Source organism: Kaistella soli, from assembly GCF_019038595.1.
Taxonomy (GTDB): Bacteria; Bacteroidota; Bacteroidia; order Flavobacteriales; family Weeksellaceae; genus Kaistella; species Kaistella soli.
On record NZ_JAHOPF010000002.1, the window covers coordinates 17,179 to 38,397 of the forward strand.

At 38.0% G+C, this 21,219-nt stretch carries 15 protein-coding genes; 7 read left to right on the forward strand and 8 right to left on the reverse strand.

Annotated features, from left to right (window positions below):
* Window positions 1–44 precede the first annotated feature (44 nt).
* Both KSK37_RS03255 and KSK37_RS03260 read right to left on the reverse strand, forming a co-directional pair.
* Window positions 45–788, reverse strand: a complete 744-nt coding sequence (locus tag KSK37_RS03255) for an NUDIX hydrolase (RefSeq protein WP_088360335.1) — start codon at window positions 786–788, stop codon at window positions 45–47.
* A gap of 12 nt (window positions 789–800) precedes the next feature.
* On the reverse strand, window positions 801–1,994 hold the full coding sequence (locus tag KSK37_RS03260) for an MFS transporter (RefSeq protein ID WP_217199437.1): 1,194 nt from the start codon (window positions 1,992–1,994) through the stop codon (window positions 801–803).
* Between the two features lie 194 nt (window positions 1,995–2,188).
* Between KSK37_RS03260 and KSK37_RS03265 the strand changes: the two genes are divergently transcribed.
* From KSK37_RS03265 to KSK37_RS03295, 7 genes are read left to right on the forward strand one after another with little or no spacing between them, the layout of a single operon-like run.
* Window positions 2,189–4,939: a SusC/RagA family TonB-linked outer membrane protein gene (locus KSK37_RS03265; RefSeq protein ID WP_217199439.1), complete on the forward strand. Its 2,751-nt coding sequence runs from the start codon at window positions 2,189–2,191 to the stop codon at window positions 4,937–4,939.
* 24 nt (window positions 4,940–4,963) lie between these two features.
* Window positions 4,964–6,412: a RagB/SusD family nutrient uptake outer membrane protein gene (locus KSK37_RS03270; protein ID WP_217199440.1), complete on the forward strand. Its 1,449-nt coding sequence runs from the start codon at window positions 4,964–4,966 to the stop codon at window positions 6,410–6,412.
* 2 nt (window positions 6,413–6,414) lie between these two features.
* Window positions 6,415–7,857: a glycoside hydrolase family 30 protein gene (locus KSK37_RS03275; RefSeq protein ID WP_217199441.1), complete on the forward strand. Its 1,443-nt coding sequence runs from the start codon at window positions 6,415–6,417 to the stop codon at window positions 7,855–7,857.
* 9 nt (window positions 7,858–7,866) lie between these two features.
* Entirely contained in the window at window positions 7,867–10,095 is a 2,229-nt protein-coding gene (gene bglX, locus KSK37_RS03280) for a beta-glucosidase BglX (RefSeq protein WP_217199442.1), read from the forward strand.
* 47 nt (window positions 10,096–10,142) lie between these two features.
* Window positions 10,143–12,074 (forward strand): sialate O-acetylesterase, encoded by a 1,932-nt coding sequence (locus tag KSK37_RS03285; RefSeq protein WP_217199443.1) that lies wholly within the window; start codon window positions 10,143–10,145, stop codon window positions 12,072–12,074.
* Window positions 12,074–12,886: a glycoside hydrolase family 16 protein gene (locus tag KSK37_RS03290; protein WP_217199444.1), complete on the forward strand. Its 813-nt coding sequence runs from the start codon at window positions 12,074–12,076 to the stop codon at window positions 12,884–12,886. The genes KSK37_RS03285 and KSK37_RS03290 overlap by 1 nt, the downstream gene beginning before the upstream one ends.
* Window positions 12,887–12,902: 16 nt before the next feature.
* A complete protein-coding gene (locus KSK37_RS03295) occupies window positions 12,903–14,342 on the forward strand; it encodes a glycoside hydrolase family 30 protein (protein ID WP_217199445.1) in 1,440 nt (479 codons plus the stop codon).
* 72 nt (window positions 14,343–14,414) lie between these two features.
* Here KSK37_RS03295 and KSK37_RS03300 read toward each other — a convergent pair whose 3' ends face one another.
* From KSK37_RS03300 to map, 6 genes are all read right to left on the reverse strand, one after another.
* Window positions 14,415–14,927 carry a hypothetical protein gene (locus KSK37_RS03300; RefSeq protein WP_217199447.1) on the reverse strand — a complete coding sequence of 171 codons (513 nt, stop codon included), beginning with the start codon at window positions 14,925–14,927 and terminating at the stop codon, window positions 14,415–14,417.
* A 760-nt stretch (window positions 14,928–15,687) separates the two neighbouring features.
* Window positions 15,688–18,090, reverse strand: a complete 2,403-nt coding sequence (locus tag KSK37_RS03305; protein ID WP_217199448.1) for an alpha/beta hydrolase family protein — start codon at window positions 18,088–18,090, stop codon at window positions 15,688–15,690.
* Between the two features lie 77 nt (window positions 18,091–18,167).
* Window positions 18,168–18,596 (reverse strand): DoxX family protein, encoded by a 429-nt coding sequence (locus KSK37_RS03310; protein WP_217199450.1) that lies wholly within the window; start codon window positions 18,594–18,596, stop codon window positions 18,168–18,170.
* Between the two features lie 63 nt (window positions 18,597–18,659).
* Window positions 18,660–19,535: a GTPase Era gene (era, locus tag KSK37_RS03315; protein WP_217199452.1), complete on the reverse strand. Its 876-nt coding sequence runs from the start codon at window positions 19,533–19,535 to the stop codon at window positions 18,660–18,662.
* Between the two features lie 96 nt (window positions 19,536–19,631).
* Entirely contained in the window at window positions 19,632–20,399 is a 768-nt protein-coding gene (locus KSK37_RS03320; protein WP_217199454.1) for a class I SAM-dependent methyltransferase, read from the reverse strand.
* Window positions 20,399–21,208 (reverse strand): type I methionyl aminopeptidase, encoded by an 810-nt coding sequence (gene map, locus KSK37_RS03325; RefSeq protein WP_217199455.1) that lies wholly within the window; start codon window positions 21,206–21,208, stop codon window positions 20,399–20,401. The genes KSK37_RS03320 and map overlap by 1 nt, the downstream gene beginning before the upstream one ends.
* Window positions 21,209–21,219 lie beyond the last annotated feature (11 nt).

Consider the following 21,219-nt stretch of genomic DNA (forward strand, 5'->3'; position numbering starts at 1 on the left):
TCGGAAAGATGGCGAAATTTTAAAGCAAAATAAAAGCAGAAAACCTATTTTTTATCTACAAATTTGTAGAGATAGGGCGCTTTGTTTGCAGAACCGTCAAAAAACTTTTCCAGCCGCTCCAGTGAGTTAAGAGCAAGGATTTTTCGCTGAAAATTATTTCTTCTGAATTTTTCATTAAGGACAGTTTCGTAAACGGTCTGCAATTCTTTCATCGTGAATTTTTCCGGAAGCAGGTTGCTCGCAACGATTTGGGTGTCAATGTTTTTACGGATATGATTAAGTCCGATACTGATAATTCTTTCATGATCGAAAGCCATATTCGGAAGTTTATCTACTTCGAACCAGGCACAGGTTTCATTAAACGCATCCGGAAAAGTATCTACCAGTGTGAAATCAATTAAACTGCAGTAACCAACGGTAATGAACCGCTGAAAGATCCAGTGTTCCTTTGGAACTTCAATATTTTTATTTTTCAGAAGAATTTGATGAACGTTATTTTCTGTTCTGTCCTTTCGCCCAAAGGTGTGGAACTGCTCCAGAAAAATATCGGAAAGATGCGTCCTTTCATAAAGTACGCGGGATGCTGCCTCGCGCAGATCTTCATCATTAAAAACAAAACCGCCCGGAAGCGACCATAAATCGAGATCGTGATATTTTAAAAGCAAAACTTTCAGAATTCCGTTGGAAAACCCAAAAATAGCACAGTCCACAGAGAGGTGGTCCACGAATTCTTTAGTATCGATAAGCTGCTGTAAATTCTGTTTGTTCTTGGTATCGTCGATTCTCATAGTAAGACAAAATTAATAATTATTTTCTTTTTTTGAGACATAAGATTTAAAATAAATAAAACTTAAACCAAAAAGTACAATTACTGCTAACGAAATGAAGAATGCGTAATAATTTCCGTAATGGTACTGAAAAAGATAAGACATCATGACCGAGCCGAATGAGCTGCCCATGGATGAGAAAATGACGATGAGTGAGGTGAAGATATTGATGTCGTTTTTGGGAATGTTGGTGATCATGCGCGAACTGATGACCGGATAAAGCGGCGCCAGGAATAACCCGATGAGCGGAAAAATAAACAGGGAAACTTTGGTAAAACTGTTTAACAATAAGGTTTGGGAAAATATCAGCATCAGAAATATGATAATAACGCAAACCATGAAATAACGGAAAAGTGAAAAACGCTGAATGATATTTGCGGTGACCATTCGGCCAATAAAAGAGAAAAGCGCCAGAAATGCCGATGCCTGCAGTGCAAAAAATGAATTCACATTCAAATGGTTTTTATAGAAAGAAGGCAGCCAGGAATTGAAATTCTGCTCGATGAACACAATACTGAAAATAATCATTAAAAAAAGCAAATGACGTTTATTGAGAAACTGAGTAACTGAAACCAACGAAGTTTTCTTATCAGTGGTGGAATTATCTGAGATTTCTGTTCTGAATAATATGAACACATTTAAGAATGCTAAAAGGGAAATCAGCAGGAAACCGAATTTCCAGTATTCCGAATATTCACTTGCGATCAGCCATCCGAAACCAAGGTTCACTACGAAAATACCGATCATAAAGGAGGCTTCCACGCTGCTCATCACTTTAGCGAGGGCAGTTTCGTTAAGAATATTATTTCTGAGGATTCCGTATACCGAAATTTTCGCCAGAGAAAAACTTATACCGATCACCGCAAACCAAACTTTGAAAAACCAGAAAACATCAAGCAATGGAAGGAGGAAACAACAGATCCCAACCGTCAGTAAAGACAAGATCAGGGATTTTTTTGTTCCAAAACGGTTGATAAAACTGGCTGCAAAAAGTGATATAAACGCGATCGGCAAATCTTTAAAAGCCTCTAAGAACCCAAGTTTGCTGTAGGAAATATCGTTTCCCGCAAGCTGCAGGATGACGATGCCCATACAGTTCAGCACCATAGAAAATATCAGAAAACTGATCTTTAACGGGAATGAGATGGATTTATATTTTAGAGACATTCAAATAAATTTTTGTTCCAGCGTTCAATTTTGGGGATTAATTTAACAGTAATTTAGTCTTAAATTAACAAAAATTAAACATTACAAGGCTCAAAAATACTGGAAAAATTGAAATAAGTTAAAAAAAAATAAAAGTTGTCAAAAAAAAAGATAAATTTATTGTCTCATATTGAGATAACAAAAACTAAAATAATATGAATTTAAAGTATTCTAAAAGTCTGGGATTAGTCGCAGTACTTTATTTTACAGTAAACATGAATGCTCAGGTTTCCGATTCTTTGAAAGAAAAGAAAATTGAGGAAGTAGTGGTGATTGGTTATGGAACTCAGAAAAAATCAAATTTAACCACTGCAATTTCTACCATTAAAGCTGATGCTTTTGACAACAGACCTATCACCAATGTTGCCCAAGGCTTACAGGGCAATGCCTCTGGCGTAAATGTTGTACAGCCCTCGGGGAAACCTGGAGGAAATTTAAAGGTCAACATTCGGGGTTTAAGTTCTGCTTATTCGAGCAATGATCCGATCTTTATTGTGGATGGTGTACAAACATTTGATGTAAGCGGAATCAACTCTGAGGATATTGTGGATATCTCCATTTTAAAAGATGCAGCTTCTGCTTCTATTTATGGGGTAAATGCAGGTTCCGGCGTGGTTTTAATTACTACTAAAAAAGGAAAATCAGGAGTGGGAAAATTAGATTTTCACACCTATTTTGGTTTTTCAAAACTGGAAAACAATATTTCAGTCTTAAATACTCCGCAGTATATTGCTTTGCAACAGGAAAGGGGAGTTAATATGAGTTCTTATTTAAACAATTCTAATCCGGATGCCAATTCATTAATTAATACTGACTGGCAAAAAGAAACATTCCAAACAGGAGTGGATCAAAACTACAATGTCTCTTATGGAGGAGGATCTGACGAATTGAGGTATTTTGCTTCCATCGGTCATCAAATTACTCAGGGAATCGTAAAGCCTTCAGATTACACAAGAACGTCTCTAAGATTAAATTTGGATGCAAAAGCCAATTCCTGGCTGAAAATGCATGCTAACTTAAATTATATCACCTCAGAAAATAATTTCATTGGGGATAATTTATCTTCGGCAAGTGGTGGTGTGGTTTTGGCCTCATTGCTTACTCCACCTATTTTAGCAATTTACAAGAGCGACAACAGCGGCCAGTTCGCACAAAACCCTTTTCAGAGTTCTTGGGAAAATCCATTGGCTTACACCACTAGAGTAAACAGAAATAACATTGACCGCGTAATGTCAAGTTTAGGATTGGACGTGTCATTACTAAGTAATTTGGTCTACAGACCTTCAGTTTCTTTGGATTTCTCTGCCTTAAATAATGATTATTTCGTTGACGGCTACCGAACAAGCTATGGAAGAGAAAAACAAGGTGTGGGTTCTAACAGAAGAAACAATTACAGCAATTTAATTTTCGAACACACTTTAACGTATGATCTTAAAGATGCCAACAACAATTTCCAGATGTTATTAGGAAATGCTGTGGGGCAAGCAGATTATGATGGGAAATATGTTTATGCTGAAAAGTTTCCTTCAGATTTGCGCGAACTCGATTTAAGACTTTCAACACAGGTAAACGCACCGGTTTACGAAGCAAGCAGAGTAAATACGGTTTCCGGTTTTGCACGAGCCAATTACAGTTATCAGGATAAATATTTACTTACAGCTACAATGAGAGCCGATGGTTCATCTAAATTAGCGGAAGGCAAGAAATGGGGATATTTTCCTTCTTTTTCCGCCGGATGGATTATTTCGAAAGAGAATTTTTATGGAGAAAACAGACTGATGAACCTTCTTAAAATAAGAGGTGGCTGGGGAAAAACAGGAAACATTACAGGAATTACCCCTTATTCTTCTTATAATTTAGGTGTTTATAATGCTGAAGGCACTACACTTTCTCAAACTCAAATCGGAAATTCAGATTTAAGCTGGGAAACTATTACCCAAACCAATATCGGTTTAGATTTAGGATTCTTAAATAACAGAATTTCATTAAATGTGGATGCTTATCAGAAAATAACTGACGATTTATTGGTAAGTTTTGTTTCGTCAGCAAACACGAATCCAGTTTGGGCAAATTTAGGAAGCATAGAAAATAAAGGGATTGAAGCAACTTTAAACACCAAAAATATCGTCTCTGACAATTTCACATGGACTTCCAATTTCAACATTTCCTTCAATAAATCGAAGGTAAAAGATCTAGATACTAAATTCAGTTCAATGGTTGGAAATGTTCCAATGTCCGGTAACGCTGTATATTTTACAGAAGGTCAACCCCTAAGCTCATTTTATGGTTTGAAAGTAGATCATGTGGATGCCAATACGGGATATATTATTTACAAAGACCTGGATGGTGACGGTATTGCATCAAGCAACACAGTGTACGATTCCGATGACAGAACCTTCCTGGGCGATGCGCAACCTGATTACGTTTTTGGATTCAGTAACAATTTCTCCTATAAAGGCTTTAATCTGGATATGTTGATTACGGGTTCTCAGGGAAATGAAATTCTGAATGCCTCAAAAATCCAGTTGGAATCAATGCGGGATTCAAACAACCAATCCGTAGCAGTACTGGACCGCTGGACCGCACCAGGACAGATTACCAATATTCCTAAAGCAAATGATCCTTTGGCCTCACAAATTTCAGACCGTTGGGTAGAAGATGGTTCTTATATCCGTTTAAAAAGTGTAACATTAGGATACACCTTCAATAAAAACGGTTTTGTTAATAAATTAGGCCTTAAAAATCTAAATGTCTATGCAACTGCACAGAATTTATTTACCATCACTGATTATACAGGTTTTGATCCGGAAGTAAGTGCTTTTACGACCGGTTTAAGTTCTGGAATTGATTTCGGTACTTATCCTCAGGTAAAAACATACATAATGGGATTAAAAGTTGGTTTTTAATAAAGTTTACTAAGAAGAAAAATTATGAAAAATACGATAAAAATATTAGGAATTGCTTCCATTGCTGTTATTAGCTTAAATTCTTGCAGAGATTATCTTTCAACGGAACCCATTGTAGAAACTACATTTCCCTATGAAGAGTTTAAAATTAAAAACGGTGCAGAAGCTGAATTATTAATGAACTCAATCTACTCAGAATTTGGGGGGGAATACTGGCAGTTAGATTACTTTGTTATCGGTGATTCACAAACCGATAATTCTTACGCGGGAGCAGATAATCCGGAAAATTTCCAGCAGGATGAATACCGTATTTATACCACCAATGGAAATGTAAACCGTGACTGGAACTATCTTACCGGGATGGTGAACAAGTGTAACAAAATCATTTATTATGTGAATGAAGTTTCAGATTTATCTCCATCAAGAAAAGATGAAATGATTGGTGAAGCTTATGCTTTGAGGGCTTTAGCAAATTTTCAGGCAGTACAGCTTTGGGGAGATTTCCCACTAATTACAAAGGTTATTACCAATGTAACTCCCGAAAATCTGGATGAGCTTTATCCGTTCATTTATCCCTCAAGAAACAGTGTCGAAGAAGTTTATGCTTCCATTATTGAAGATCTTACGCAATCCATTGCAAAAGCACCTACTTCTAATGCTGCTAATAAAGGAAAAGCTACCAGAAACGCAGCAAAAGGTCTTTTAGCTAAAGTATATGCTACTAAGCCAAGCCCCGATTGGGCAAAAACAGAACAACTTTCCTCAGAAGTTATTAATGGCGGATATAGCTTACTGCCGGCTTACGAACATCTGTTCGATAACCAACACGAACTTAATGCAGAATCTATTTGGGAAGTTGACGGGCAAGGATGGGGAAGTACCATCGGAGCGTGGGGAACCGGTATGTTTTTAGGAACCGACTGGAAAAAATTCATGACACCTTCCAATGATTTGGTTCAGTCTTTCGATAATGAAAATGACACCGAAAGAAAAGCAACCTCCGTCAAATTTACAAACGTGACCTGGCCTGATACATATTGGGGCAGCAATTTCCCTTTTGCGAATAAAATGCGTGATACCAATGGAAATCAAAATTTTTATCTTCTTCGTCTTGCTGATTTAGTTTTATTAAAAGCTGAAGCAAAAGTAAATTTAGGTGATTTATCAGGTGCCGCAGATTTAATTAATCTTGTTAGAGGAAGGGTAAATTTAAGTCCGGTTTCAATCGTATCTAAAGAAGACGGAATTAATAAAATTCTGCATGAAAGAAAACTGGAACTCTCATTTGAAGGACAGCGCTGGTTTGATCTGAAACGAACTGGAAAAGCTGTTGAGATTTTGTCCAAACAGAAAGATGGAAATGGGGCAATACTTCCGTATGCAGCCAATATTAATCAGAACCGATTATTGTGGCCGATACCGCAAAATCAACGAGATAAAAATATAAATCTTACTCAAAACCCAGGTTATTAATTATGAAGATCATAAAAATAAAGAGTTCTTTTTTAAAAAGTGCTGCACTTAGCGGTGTAGCGCTTTTTTCTTTAATTTCCTGCGGGAACAGAGCCGCGGTAGAAACGGAAACTCCCGCAAATAAGAAGATTGAATTCTGGCTTACCAAAGGCGATGAATCAGTAAAACTGCAGCAACAGAATTCTTTTCTGTTTTCTAATGTTTCCAATGGTTTTCAAACCATCGAAATTGACGGATCACAGCAGTTCCAGACTGTTGACGGGTTTGGTTATACGCTTACAGGAGGTAGTGTACAAGTCATTAACAGACTTTCAGCAGCTAAGCGAAAAGCTCTTTTGAACGAAATTTTCGGAAGTGCTGAAAACGCAATTTCTGTGAGTTATTTAAGGCTGAGCGTCGGCGCGTCAGATCTGGACGGTGAAGTTTTTTCTTACAATGACCTTCCGACAGGACAAACGGATATTAATCTGGAGAAATTCAGTTTAGCGAGAGACAAAGATTTAATTGCAATGCTGAAAGAAATTCTTGCAATCAATCCGAAAATTAAAATTATTGCCGCACCGTGGTCGCCTCCGGTTTGGATGAAAGATAATGGAAGCTCAGTGGGAGGCAGTTTAAAACCTGAATTTTATGGTGTTTATGCTAAATATTTCGTGAAATATATTCAGGGAATGAAAAAGGAGGGAATTACCGTTAATGCGATCACACCGCAAAACGAACCGCTGCATCCAGGAAATAATCCAAGTCTTTTGATGACTTCCGAAATGCAGAAAGATTTTATTAAAAATCATTTAGGTCCTGAATTCAAAAAGTCAGGAATTTCCACCAAAATTGTAGTTTACGATCACAACTGTAATAAACCGGAATATGCCATTAATATTTTAGATGATCCCGAAGCCAACAAATACATTGACGGCTCAGCATTTCATTTATATGAAGGTGATATTTCCGCGTTAAGTACCGTCCACAATGCTCATCCGGACAAAAATTTATATTTTACAGAGCAGTGGACCGGTTCCAGAGACAGTTTTCACGGAGATTTAAACTGGCATACAAAAAATGTAATTATCGGCTCGATGAGAAACTGGAGCAAAATCGCTTTGGAGTGGAATCTTGCGAATGATGCCAGTTTTCAGCCTCATACACCAGGCGGATGTACCGAATGCAAAGGAGCCATTACCATTAATTCTTCTGAAGAATTTACAAGAAATGTGGCTTACTATATCATCGGACACGCTTCTAAATTTATCCCACAGAACTCTGTAAGAATTGCTTCAACACAGACCGAAACTCTTGCTACAGCTGCATTTAAAACTCCTTCAGGAAAAACAGTGCTTATCGTACAGAACGACAGCGAAAATGTTGAAAACTTCAATATTAAAATTAATGAACTTTCAGCACCGGTTTCAATTCCGGGGAAATCTGCGGCAACCTATATTTTTTAAAATTTTTAAATGAAAAAGCTCTTTCTTTCCCTGTTCGTTATAAGTTTCGGCATTGGCATTTCAGCACAAAAATCTGTCGCTCAAAAAGTTTCAGAACTATTGGCAAAAATGACAATTGAAGAAAAAGCCGGTCAGCTCAGTCAGCTCAATTCCGATTGGGAAGATCTTACCGGTCCTATTCTTCAAAAGAAAGATGAAGACAAGGTTGCGCTTATTCAACAGGGAAAATTAGGGTCTGTTCTCAATGTCCGTTCGGTCGCACAAACCAGAATGCTTCAGGAATACGCCATGAAATCGAGGCTTAAAATACCGTTGCTTTTCGGGCAGGATGTGATCCACGGTTTCCGGACCTCATTTCCGGTAAATATCGGTCAGGCAGCAAGCTGGGATTTAGGTCTAATTGAAAAATCAGAAAGAATAGCCGCTACAGAAGCCTCCGCATTCGGAATACACTGGACTTTTGCACCCATGGTGGACATTTCAAGAGATCCGAGATGGGGAAGGGTGATGGAAGGAAGCGGTGAAGATACTTATCTGGGAAGTCTGATCGGCGTTGCGCGGGTGAAAGGTTTTCAGGGAAAAGGATTGGGAAATATTGATGCGGTAATGGCGACTGCCAAACATTTTGCAGCTTACGGTGCTGCAGTTGGCGGACGCGATTATAATTCGGTAGACATGAGTTTGCGCCAGCTTCACGAGATTTATCTGCCGCCCTTTAAAGCAGCTGCAGAAGCGGGAGTTGCCACTTTTATGAATTCATTCAATGATATCAATGGAATTCCCGCAACCGGCAGCAAATATTTGCAGAGAGATTTGCTTAAGAATAAATGGGGATTCAAAGGTTTTGTGGTTTCAGATTGGGGAAGTGTCATCGAAATGGTGAATCACGGCTTTGCTAAAGATAAAACCGATGCTTCTCTGAAAGCCATTCTTGCAGGAAGCGATATGGATATGGAAAGTCGCGCTTACATTGAAAGTCTCCCGCAATTGGTGAAAGACGGAAAAGTTGATATCAAGATCATCGATGATGCGGTGAGGAGAGTTTTAACTAAAAAATTTGAACTCGGTCTATTCGATGATCCTTTTAAATTCTGTAATGACGAGAGACAGAAACAGCAAACCAACAACGCAGAACACAGAAAATTCGGAAGAGAATTCGGTGCTAAAAGTGTTGTTCTTATTAAAAATGAAACTCAAATTCTGCCACTTTCAAAATCTACAAAAACCGTTGCTTTAATAGGTCCTTTTGGTAAAGAAACTGTTGCCAATCACGGTTTTTGGTCGGTTCCGTTTAATGACGATAAAGAAAGAATCATCACTCAGTTTGACGGAATTAAAAATCAGCTTGATAAAAGCTCCACATTGCTTTACGCAAAAGGTTGTAATGTCGATGATCAGGACAGATCGATGTTCGAGGAAGCAGTCGAAACTGCAAAAAAAGCAGATGTTGTGATTATGACTTTAGGGGAAGGCCACGATATGAGCGGTGAAGCGAAAAGCCGTAGCAACATTCACTTTTCCGGTGTTCAGGAAGAATTGCTGAAGGAAATTCACAAAACCGGAAAACCAATTATTTTAATGATCAACGCCGGAAGACCTTTGGTTTTCGATTGGGCATCCGACAATATCCCCACCATAATTTATACCTGGTGGCTCGGTACAGAAGCCGGAAATTCAATCGCCGATGTGATATTCGGAACCGCAAATCCGGGTGGAAAATTACCGATGAGTTTTCCAAGAACCGAAGGACAGATTCCTGTATATTACAATCATTACAATACCGGAAGACCTGCCGCAAAATCTACTGACAGAAACTATGTTTCCGCATATATCGACCTCGATAATGACCCGAAATATCCTTTCGGTTTCGGATTGAGTTATACCGATTTCTCCTATTCTGATTTTAAACTGAGTTCAGAAAGCCTTACCGCAAACCAGACTTTAACCGTCAATGTAACCATCACCAACAAAGGAAATTTCGATGGGGAAGAAGTTGCGCAGCTTTATATCCGCGATTTGGTGGGAAAAGTGGTTCGCCCTGTGAAGGAATTAAAAGGTTTCCAGAAAATATTCCTTAAAAAAGGAGAAAGCAAAACTTTGACCTTCAAACTGTCACCTGAAAGTCTGAAATTTTATGATGACGATTTGAATTATGATTGGGAAGAAGGCGAATTCGACATCATGATCGGAACCAATTCCAATGATGTTCAAACCAAAAGAATTTATTGGAGAAAATAAACACTGATTATATAATCCGGGTAAAAGCGTCCGGAATATTTAAAAATATGAAACGAAAAATCACATTATTATTTTTGATTTTCTGTGTTAAATTATTCACGGCAAATGTTTCGGTACCGCATTTTTTCTCTGATAATATGGTGCTGCAGAGAGACGCTGAAATTCCGATTTGGGGATTTGCAAAACCGAATGAAACCGTTACCGTAGCATTTAAAAATCAGATCAGAAAGACAGTTGCTGACGCGTCAGGCAACTGGAAAGTCCTTTTGAATAAAGAAAAATTCGGCGGTCCCTTTGAGCTGAAAATTTCAGGAGAGAACGAAATTATTTTAAAAAACATCTTAATTGGTGATGTATGGCTTTGCAGCGGACAAAGCAATATGGAATGGAATTTGGCCCAATCTGACGGTTTTCATAATGAACTTTCTCAACAGAATTTCCCTTTAATCCGTCATATTAAAATCAACAAATCCATCAATACCTTTCCACAGAAAAATATTGAACAGACGGAATGGAAAGTTGCAGATGCCACCACCATCGGAGATTTTTCCGGAGTTGCTTATTTTTTCGCTAAAAAAATGTTTCTGGAAACAAAAGTCCCAATTGGATTGATCAATTCTTCTTGGGGCGGAACGAATATTGAAACCTGGATTCCAGGAGAAGGTTTTGAAAATTCTGACGATTTTAAAAACATGATTTCTAAAATGCCGAAGATTTCGGTTGATTCATTACTGAACCTTTCCAGCGCTTCTAAAATTGCCAATATTGAAAAGAATCAGAAAATAAAGATTAAAGATTTCAACGGGCTTGAATTTTTAAAAAATAATTTTGATGAAACAAATCTTGCAGAAATTAAGCAGCCGAAAGCTTGGGAAGAACAGGGCTATGAAGGTCTGGACGGAACAGTATGGCTGAGAAAAACCATTAATTTAACTGAGGAAGATCTCGATGGAAGTGCGAAACTGTATCTTTCAAAAATTGATGATGAAGATATAACTTATTTCAACGGAATCCAAGTGGGAAGTACCAATGGTTATGATGTAAACCGCATTTACGAGATTCCAAAAAACCTGCTGAAGATTGGAAAAAATGTGATTGTCATTAAAGTAACCGATAATGGAGGCGGAGGCGGAATTTGGGGAGACTCCGAAAACCTTAAACTCATCACCTCAAAAAACACCCTTTCACTTGCCGGAAACTGGAAAATTGCCGTTGAAAAAATACTTAATAAAATCAGTGAAAATGAGTTCCCGGATTTGGCCTACAATGCTATGATTGCGCCACTTGTTCCTTTCCAAATAAAAGGAATTTTGTGGTACCAAGGCGAATCGAATATCGACCGTGCTGTTGAATATAAAACGAGTTTTCCATTATTAATTAAAAGCTGGCGCGGAAAATTCGGTAAAGATCTGCCGTTTTATTTTGTGCAGCTCGCCTCTTTTGCCATTTCAGGCAATAACAGCAATCAAGGAAATTCCTGGGCGGAACTGCGTGAAGCCCAAACCAATACTTTGAAAGTGAAAAACACCGGAATGGTGGTTACAACGGACATTGGAAACCCGCGTGACATTCACCCGACCAATAAAAAATCAGTGGGAGAGCGCTTAGCGGATTTGGCGCTGAAAAACGGAAATATAAGTCCGGTATTTAATAATTTTAAAATTCAGAAAGACGAAATTTCTGTAGGATTTAAACCCGATTTAAACCTAAAAACTTCTGATGACTCAGGCATTGTAAAAGGATTTGAAATTGCCGGGAATGATAAAATATTCTATCCGGCGTTGGCAAAACTGGTAAAAAACAGAGTAATGGTTTCCAGTGAAAGCGTAAAAAATCCTGTTGCGGTAAGATTTGGCTGGAAAGGAGATGCTTCGGAAAGTAATTTATTCACAGTTCAGAATTTGCCTGTTTCTCCTTTCAGAACAGATAATTTCCCTTTGACCACTGAAGATGTTTATTATCAAATTAATTTAAAATAATGAAAAATTCAATCTATAAAAATATTGCAGCTTCGGTTTTATTTCTTGGAATGATTGCAGGTTGTAAAAATCAGACACCGCTGACGAAAGACGGTAAAACCTTGGTTTGGAGTGATGAATTTAACGGAAAAGGGTTGCCTGATTCCACCAAATGGAATTACGATGTGGGCGGCGATGGTTACGGAAACAACGAAGCACAGTTTTACACCAAAAACCGTCTTGAAAATGCAAGACAGGAGAACGGAAATTTAATTATCGAAGCAAGAAAGGAGAACTGGGAAAACAGCAAATATACTTCTGCAAGACTATTGACGAGAGGAAAACATTCCTGGAAATACGGAACTTTCGAGATCCGTGCAAAACTTCCGAAAGGCCGCGGAACCTGGCCTGCGATCTGGATGATGAGTGAAAATATGAAAGAATGGCCTGATGACGGCGAACTGGATATTATGGAACATGTAGGTTTCAATCAGGGTTTTATTCATGCCACAGCGCATACCAAAAAATACAACCACATGATCAATACCCAAAAGACAGATACTTTGGTGGTGAAAGATGCTTCAGAGAAATTCCATGTCTATAAAATGGACTGGACGCCTGAAAAAATTGACGTTTACGTAGATGACCAAAAATATTACACCTATATCAATACTGAAAAAACCTATGACGCCTGGCCTTTTGACCAACCTTTTTTTATGATTCTTAATTTGGCGGTCGGCGGCGACTGGGGCGGACAGAAAGGAATTGATGACAGCATTTTCCCACAAAAATTCTATATCGATTATGTGAGGGTTTACGCACCAAAACAATAAAAAAGCAAATAGTGATATGAAAAAAATAATGATGTCATGTTTCATGATCGGCGCTGTTTTTAACGGATATTCACAGAATTACTGGAAGAATAACACGAAAAAAACTGCGAAGGTTATTTTGACCAATTCAGCAACCAAAGAAAAGCTTTCAGATAAAGGACAGGTGCAATTCGAGAAATTTCCTCAGCCAAAGGAAACCGATGCGTGCATTTTCGTCGATCCCGATTTTAAATACCAGAAACTGATCGGCATTGGAGGCGCAATTACAGATGCTTCTGCCGAAACCCTTTACAAAATGCCGAAAGCTAAACAGAAAGAAATTCTTGATGCTTATTATGGTAAAAAAGGTCTTGGATACACGGTTGTCCGCACGAATATGAATTCGTGCGATTTTTCCAGTGATTCTTATACTTATGTAAAGGACAACGACACGTCTCTGAAATCATTTTCGGTTGCACATGATGAGAAATTTAAAATTCCGATGATCAAAGAAGCACAGAAACTCATCGGCAAAGATTTCACTTTTTACTTCTCACCGTGGAGTCCGCCTGCCTGGATGAAATCCAACAATAGTATGCTCAAAGGCGGAAGACTGGAAAATAAATATTACCAGACCTGGGCAGATTATTATATTAAATTTATCAATGAGTATCAGAAAAGAGGCATCAATGTGTGGGGATTAACCATCCAGAATGAACCGATGGCAACGCAAACCTGGGAATCATGTATTTATACCGCAGATGAGGAAGGCGACTTTTTAAGGAATAATTTAGGTCCGGCCTTATGGAAGAACGGTTTTAAAGACAAAAAAGTAATCATCTGGGATCATAACCGGGATTTAATTTATCAGCGCGCGACAACGACTCTTCAGAATCCGGAAACCGCGAAATATGCGCACGGTATAGGTTATCACTGGTATGAAACCTGGAATAACAAAACTCAGTTATTTGATAATCTAGGCGAAACGCAGCGTGCATTCCCGAATATGTTTCTGGCATTTACGGAAGGCTGCAAAGAACAGTTTAAAATGGATGGGATTTACGATGTCTCTCTCGGGGAGTTGTATGGCAGAAATATGCTGAATGATTTCAACAAAGGAACCGCACTGTGGACAGACTGGAATGTTTTACTTGATGAAACCGGCGGCCCGAACCATGTAGGAAATTTCTGTTTCGCGCCAATTATTGCAGACACAAAAACCGGCGAAGTACATTATACTTACGAATATTATTATATCGGACACGTTTCCAAATACATAAAGCCGGGTGCACAGCGCATCGGAAATTCCTCCAACAGAGCGGCTCTGATCTCAACTGCTTTTTTGAACAGAAACGGTGAACTGGTTACCGTAATTATGAATGAATCTGATAAAGATACTGACGCTTACCTTTGGATTGAAGGGCAGGCTGCGAAATTATCAGTTCCGGCACATTCAATACAGACCATAATATTATAGTTAGATTTTTACATTAAAAGGGAAGAGCAACTAACGGGTTGCTCTTCTTTTATTTTTACTGATCTCAAAACATTATTTCGAAGTGAATTTTTTCTCAAAATCTTTACAGTCTACCTGTTTTAGGGCCTGTCCGTCATATTTTATTTTTGCTGGATTTGCGTATAGGTCTTTATTTCCTTCCACTTTATGATCGCCGATTCCTTCAATTAAATTTCCTTCTTTTTTAAAGAAATAAATTTCTCTTTCCGAGGTAGTTCCTTCCGCCTGGAAAGTATAGCTAAGTTTCAGCGTATCACCGTTCTGCGTTCCCATCACATCCCCGAAAGAACTGTCTTTTTCAAAATTCTTGTAACGCATTTTCCCGGTAATTGTACCTAAATTATCATCTAAAGAAACAAAAACCGAATCTTTACCGGTAGCAGCTAAATAGCAGGTCTGCAGCGTAGAGGACTCTACAGGCTCGTTGGATTCCGGAACGGTCACAGAGTCGGGTGGAGTGGTTTGATTATCAACGGTTCCGGTGATTTTTTTTTCGCAACTTACCGCTGTAATAACGATGAATGCTGATAAAATGTAATTTTTCATAGAATTATTTATAAAGGTAAAACTACTGAATATTTATTGTATAAATTGTTTATTATGTTAAATGCGCTCAATCTTTGTTTTTAGACTGTGTAGAATTGATTTGTTTTGGCTTGGGGAATCTAATAATCTTTTTAAATGTTGGGCGATAAATAAAAGTGCAGAAACAGTTAAACACGTTAGGGAACAAATTTGGTTCCTAAAACTTCAGTGTTATGAAATCCTTAGAAGAATGCATTGGAACGCAGTATAATTTTTTTTAAAAATATTTCTAATCGCTGAGAATTGTCTGGAAAATATTTTAGAGATATTTATCAATTACATTTAATTAAAATAGATTTGACTCGTAAGCTGGAATCTTCATTACATTTTCTAACCGCTGAGAATCCTCTCTATAATATTATGGAAAGTAATTCGTTATGTAAGCTTTTTGATTCAATCAAGGATTCTTGTTTTGAACAGGATTTGAATCTGCTAGCTATAATAGCTTTGACTCCAATTTTTAAATCATTTAACAATGTAAACAACTTATCATAAAAAGTCCTATAATTTATATTATGTTAAATTAGATTTGTTTTTCACAATCTGAAATTATTTGTCCTAAAACGACATTTAATTCCCTAATGATTGATAAACCTGCTCCTTTCATAAATTAGTTATTTTCCAAAATATTCTACCACAATTGCAACTTGAAAAAAATATGAAACAAAACAGTTCCAAAACAGTATAAAAAAAGTCTTCCGTTTCCGGAAGACTTTAAAAATTATTTTTTCAGACATTTTTCAAGGAACTGATCCTGTTCCCATAATACATGCAGAATATTTTCTTTCGCTGCATAACCATGAGCTTCTTTTGGTAAAAGTACCATTCTTACAGGTGCTCCAAGGTTTTTCAGTGCCTGGAAATATCTTTCAGTCTGTAATGTGAAAGTACCCGGATTATTGTCTGCATCACCGTGAATAAGCAATAATGGCGTCTTCATTTTGTCCGCATTCATAAAAGGTGACATTGTATTATAAACTTCAGGAACATCCCAGTAATTTCTCTGCTCGCGCTGGAATCCAAACGGCGTTAAAGTTCTGTTATAAGCGCCGCTTCTTGCAATTCCACACGCATAATCTTTGGAATGCGTAAGAAGATTAGCAGTCATAAATGCTCCGTAAGAATGCCCTCCTACAGCCACTTTTTTCCTGTCGATATAACCGCGCTCATCCAAAGCATCTATCGCTGCTTTTCCGTTCGCTACCAGCTGAGAAATGAATGTATCATTCGGTTCTGTTTTTCCTTCGCCAATAATCGGAAACGCAGCATCATCCAAAACTGCATAACCTTTTGCAACCCAATAAATAAAAGATCCGTAGCTTGGGAATGTAAAATCATTCGGGTTTTGGGTATTCTGTCCTGCGGTATCCTTGTCTTTATATTCCGTCGGATATGCCCAAATAAGGAGCGGAAGTTTTTCCTTATGGTTTTTTCTGTCGTAGTTTGCAGGCAGATAAAGGGTTCCGGTAAGTTCTACGCCGTCGTTTCTTTTGTATTTGATCACTTCTTTATAAACATCTTTAATGCTTTCAAACGGGTTTGCAAACTGAGTAACAGCCTTTCCTTTACCGTTCTTGATATTTCTTACAAAGTAGTTTGGATATTGACTGGAGGACTGTTCCACTACCAGAACATCTCCTTTTTTGGCGTCCAGAATATCTACAATGTTTTCTTTGGAATTTTTAAGTTTGGAAGTGTAAACTCTTTTCTTCGCTAATGAATTGAAATCAAATTCATCAATGAAAGGAAACTGACCGTCTTTCGTAAATCCGGCTCCTATCAGGTTGGTTTTATTGTTTTTAACGTCGATAACGTATCTTCCATATTGGTTTTTGGTCGTATTGAAAGTTCCCGGATCGCTGTAAACGTCCTGAGAATTGCGGTCTTCAATAATCTTCGAACTGTTATCTTTCAGATTAATTAAATAAGATTTTGTATTTCTTGTGTCGTACCAACCGTCGGAAACTACTGCGAAATCAGCATTAGACCAGTCAACGCCGTTAAAACGCTGCTGAGTTTTAAAGAAAGATTTCGGTGCATTATTAAATGGTGCCTCCCAAAGGAAAATCTCATCTCTGTAATCCGCTGTTTTAGCCTGATCACCTCCATCCAAAGCTTCAGCATAAACCAGTGTAGAAGGCTGATCATCACGCCAGCTCATGTTTCTTTTGCCGGTTCTTACCGATGAAAAACCTTTCGGCATTATTTCGTTCAAAGGAACCTCATTTACGGTTTTCACTAAATTTCCGTTAGCGGCGTAAACACTGGCAGTCATTGGAAATCTGCTTAAAGGAACAATATAAGAGTACGGTTTCTGAATGGTGGTAAGCATTAAATAATTACCGTCCGGGGAAAAACTTACTCCGGAATAAATTTCGGCAGATTTATAAGGCTGGGAATTTCCGTTTAAAGAAACCTTCACTAATTCCGATTTTGCCAATGTTTCAAAATTAGCTTCATCCTGTGGATTTTTAAGCAGATCCTGGTAGGTTCTGTTTTGTGAAACTTTCCCGTCAGAGCTGGAAACTGTCGGCCCGGTTGGAAGCGTGGTTTTATCGTCTATGAGAGCGTTTCTGCCCGCCGGAATCTGTCTTACCAAAAGTGTTTCGGAATCTTTCATCCAGACATAAGGCATTCCCAAATTAGCATTAAGGTTATCCGCAGTAATTTTTTTTGCGGTATTGGATGCCAGATCCAAAATCCACAATTCAACTCCTTTTGCCGTGGTATTGGTAAAAGCCAGTTTTTTTTCATCCGGTGAAAAAGCGGTGTAAGCAATTTTCGGATTTGCCGGCAATCCGTGCACCTGAACTTCAGTTTTATCAGTAAGTCTTCTGATCTTAAGGTTGTTGGAATAAGTGATGCTGCTGGAAATATTGGTCACAGGATTCACCCTTAAACCGGCCAGTTTCATTTCTTCCTGATTGAGGTCGTCCAATGATTTATAGGTCGGGCGGTAAGAAAAAACCATCCAGTCTTTTTTGCTGTTCATCATCACACTCGGTGCTCTTTGGAATTCCGCAAGCTGAAGGATTTCAGACGAAGGTTTTTGGTAAGTGACACTTTCCTGCGCATTGGCAAACACCGCAAAAAGAAATGCAACTGCCGTTAATCTCAGATTCATAAATATATTTTTAAAAGTTTATTACAAAAAAAAATGCATAAACAGCCGTTAATGCATTGCAGATGTTATCATCATGATTACCATTTAGATTCCTGCCTTTTCCCGATCATATAATCGATGGAATATCGTCCAGGTCCAAAAGCGAAAAATATTAGATACACCGAAAGGTAAAGCAAACTTGTTTCTTTTTTCGGGAAAGGATCGCCACTGTGAATTACAAGCCCGGCAACTGCCATCGTTATAATTAAAAAAAATACAGCAAACCGCGTAAAAAGTCCCAAGATGATAAAAATTGAGCATACAAATTCTGCAAAAACAGCCAGAATCAATGAGGTTTTCTGGCCCATTCCGAGAAAATCGTAAAACTGAATTTCTTCACCCGAAAGCAGGTCCTGAAGTTTCGGAAAGCCATGTGAAAGCATAGCAAAACCAACAAAAATTCTAATAACAAGAAGAACAATATCCACCAGAATGGGATTGCTTTTTGTTGATGTAAAATAATTCATGCAGCAATTTTCACCAAAAATAAGAAAAATCCCCTGTATAAAGGCATTATTACTGCGATATGTTTAGCGGTAACCGAAGTTTTTCAGATCTCTGTCATTTTTCCGCCAGTCTTTTTTCACTTTTACAAAAAGATTCAGGTGTATTTTTTTGGAGAAGAATTTTTCCAGGTCCAATCTTGCCTCAGTTCCGACTTTTTTAATGGCTTCGCCTTTGTGGCCGATGATAATCCCTTTCTGCGTATCTCTTTCCACATAAATTACTGCATCAATAAAGATGATGCCTTCTTTTTCGTTGAAAATTTCAGTCACCACTTCTACAGAATAAGGAATTTCCTTTTCATAATTCAAAAGAATTTTCTCCCGGATTGCTTCGTTTACAAAGAATCTTTCAGGTTTATCGGTATATTGATCCTTGTCGTAATAAGGCGGATTTTCCGGAAGCAAAGATTTAAGTTTAGGCAAAATAACCTCAGTATTAAATCCTTTCAGCGCAGAGATTGGAAGAATTTCCGCCTTAGGAATTCTTTCGTGCCACAACTCCATCACTTTTTCCAGATTTTCCTGGTTCGATTCATCAATTTTATTGATCAGAATTAAAACCGGCACCGGAATTTTATTGAGCTTATCAACCAAATATTCAAAAGGTTCTGTTTTATCCAGAATATCAACAATGAAAAGAAAAACATCGGCATCCTGCAAAGAATCTTTAACAAAATCCATCATTTTTTCCTGCAAACCGTATTTAGGATCTAAAACTCCTGGAGTGTCAGAAAAAACAATCTGTAAATCCTCCTCATTATAAATCCCGAATATTCGGTGTCTTGTGGTTTGTGCTTTTTGGGTAACGATGGCCAGCTTCTCTCCCATCAGTTGGTTCAGAAGTGTCGACTTGCCTGCGTTGGGTTTACCAACGATATTTACGAATCCTGCTTTGTGCATTGTTGTATTTAAAAAAGATTAAGGGGTTTTCAGCTTAGAAACCTGAAATTTCTAAATTCTGAAACTGTGTGCAAAGATAGTGAATCTGGAATTGTATTATGGTTTAATCACCACCGGAAGTATCTCATTTTCCATCAACCCGTATTTCTTTCTTTCTTCATTTGAAAATTTCCTTGAATAGAAATTGATATCGGTTTGAAAACCAGCGTTTTTAAGCCTTTCAAAATAATCCATTCCGTACCAGCGGACATGGTCGTACTGGCCGAAATGTTTCTGTCTTTCTTTGGGATCTTTAATAGAAAAATCTTCGTAAGTTTTTTCCAAAGCGTTTTTCATCGGAACCTGAAAGATTCCCCAACCGCCTTTTTTCATGACGCGGTATAATTCGCTCATCGCCTTGCTGTCATCTTCAATATGCTCCAGAACGTGATTACAGAAGACTACATCAAAACTTTCATCCTCAAAAGGAAGATCCAAAATATCAGCTTTCACATCAACAATCGGTGAAAATAAATCAGCTGAAGTATAATCCAGATTATCCATTTTTTTGAATTTCCTCAGAAATTCCTGCTCTGGTGCGATGTGAAGAACTTTATAGTTTTTAGTAAAAAAATCGGTTTCATTCTGCAGATAAAGCCACATTTGGCGATGTCTTTCGAGGCTTAAAGTTCCGGGAGAGAGCGCATTTTCCCGCTGTTTTCCGTAGCCGTATGGAAGAAATTTCCGGTAAGATTTTCCGTCAATAGGATCTGTAAACTGATCGCCTTTAAAAAACTGGTAAATTAAAGGACGGAGAAAAATACTTAAATTAATAAGCATCGGACGAGGAATTTTATTCAGCAAAAATTTTGCTATTTTTTTCATTAAAAATTCAATGTAAATGGTGCTTCTTCGTCACTTGTGATTCCCAAAGCATCATAAATATACTGATATGTTGACAGCAAAACCGGTTTACCGTTAATGATGCAGACATCATGTTCGAAATGTGCGGAAGGAGAATTATCGAGAGAGGTCACCGTCCAGCCGTCATCATGAAATTTAACTTTTTCTGTTCCTAAATTTACCATAGGTTCAATGGCAAGAACGATTCCGTCTTTCAGAACTTTTCCGCTGCCTTTTCTTCCATAATTCGGAACCTGAGGATCTTCGTGCATTTTGCGTCCTAAACCGTGACCCACCAATTCGCGTACAACGCCGTAACCGTGTTTCTCGCAATATTCCTGAATGGCATTAGAGATATCTCCTACTCTTTTCCCGCGGACACACTGTTCGATGCCTTTATATAGCGATTCTTTGGTGATTTTAAGTAATTTTTTTGTTTCAGGAGCTACTTCACCAACTTCAAATGAGTATGCATGATCTCCGTAAAATCCGTTCATATAGACGCCACAGTCAACAGAAAGAATATCACCTTCTACCAAAGGTTTATCGTTGGGAATACCATGAACAACTTCTTCATTTGGAGAAATACAGAGGTTTTTCGGGAAACCGTACATTCCTAAAAATGCTGGCTCACCGCCATGATCGCGGATAAATTCACCGCCCAGTTTATCAAGATGATTGGTCGTTGCACCGGGCTTTACCTCTTTGGCAAGCATGCCTAAAGTTTTCGAAACCAGTTGCGCACTTTCCCGCATTAACCGCAGTTCGTCGAGTGTTTTTAATATGATCATAACTTATTGCC

Excerpts from the sequence above, each read along its gene's own strand:
- KSK37_RS03290 (WP_217199444.1), top strand. The coding sequence starts at position 12,074 with ATGAAAAATTCAATCTATAAAAATATTGCAGCTTCGGTTTTATTTCTT.
- KSK37_RS03305 (WP_217199448.1), bottom strand. The coding sequence starts at position 18,090 with ATGAATCTGAGATTAACGGCAGTTGCATTTCTTTTTGCGGTGTTTGCC.
- KSK37_RS03295 (WP_217199445.1), top strand. The coding sequence starts at position 12,903 with ATGAAAAAAATAATGATGTCATGTTTCATGATCGGCGCTGTTTTTAAC.
- bglX (WP_217199442.1), top strand. The coding sequence starts at position 7,867 with ATGAAAAAGCTCTTTCTTTCCCTGTTCGTTATAAGTTTCGGCATTGGC.
- KSK37_RS03320 (WP_217199454.1), bottom strand. The coding sequence starts at position 20,399 with ATGAAAAAAATAGCAAAATTTTTGCTGAATAAAATTCCTCGTCCGATG.
- era (WP_217199452.1), bottom strand. The coding sequence starts at position 19,535 with ATGCACAAAGCAGGATTCGTAAATATCGTTGGTAAACCCAACGCAGGC.
- KSK37_RS03300 (WP_217199447.1), bottom strand. The coding sequence starts at position 14,927 with ATGAAAAATTACATTTTATCAGCATTCATCGTTATTACAGCGGTAAGT.
- KSK37_RS03255 (WP_088360335.1), bottom strand. The coding sequence starts at position 788 with ATGAGAATCGACGATACCAAGAACAAACAGAATTTACAGCAGCTTATC.
- KSK37_RS03275 (WP_217199441.1), top strand. The coding sequence starts at position 6,415 with ATGAAGATCATAAAAATAAAGAGTTCTTTTTTAAAAAGTGCTGCACTT.
- KSK37_RS03285 (WP_217199443.1), top strand. The coding sequence starts at position 10,143 with ATGAAACGAAAAATCACATTATTATTTTTGATTTTCTGTGTTAAATTA.
- KSK37_RS03270 (WP_217199440.1), top strand. The coding sequence starts at position 4,964 with ATGAAAAATACGATAAAAATATTAGGAATTGCTTCCATTGCTGTTATT.
- map (WP_217199455.1), bottom strand. The coding sequence starts at position 21,208 with ATGATCATATTAAAAACACTCGACGAACTGCGGTTAATGCGGGAAAGT.
- KSK37_RS03310 (WP_217199450.1), bottom strand. The coding sequence starts at position 18,596 with ATGAATTATTTTACATCAACAAAAAGCAATCCCATTCTGGTGGATATT.
- KSK37_RS03260 (WP_217199437.1), bottom strand. The coding sequence starts at position 1,994 with ATGTCTCTAAAATATAAATCCATCTCATTCCCGTTAAAGATCAGTTTT.
- KSK37_RS03265 (WP_217199439.1), top strand. The coding sequence starts at position 2,189 with ATGAATTTAAAGTATTCTAAAAGTCTGGGATTAGTCGCAGTACTTTAT.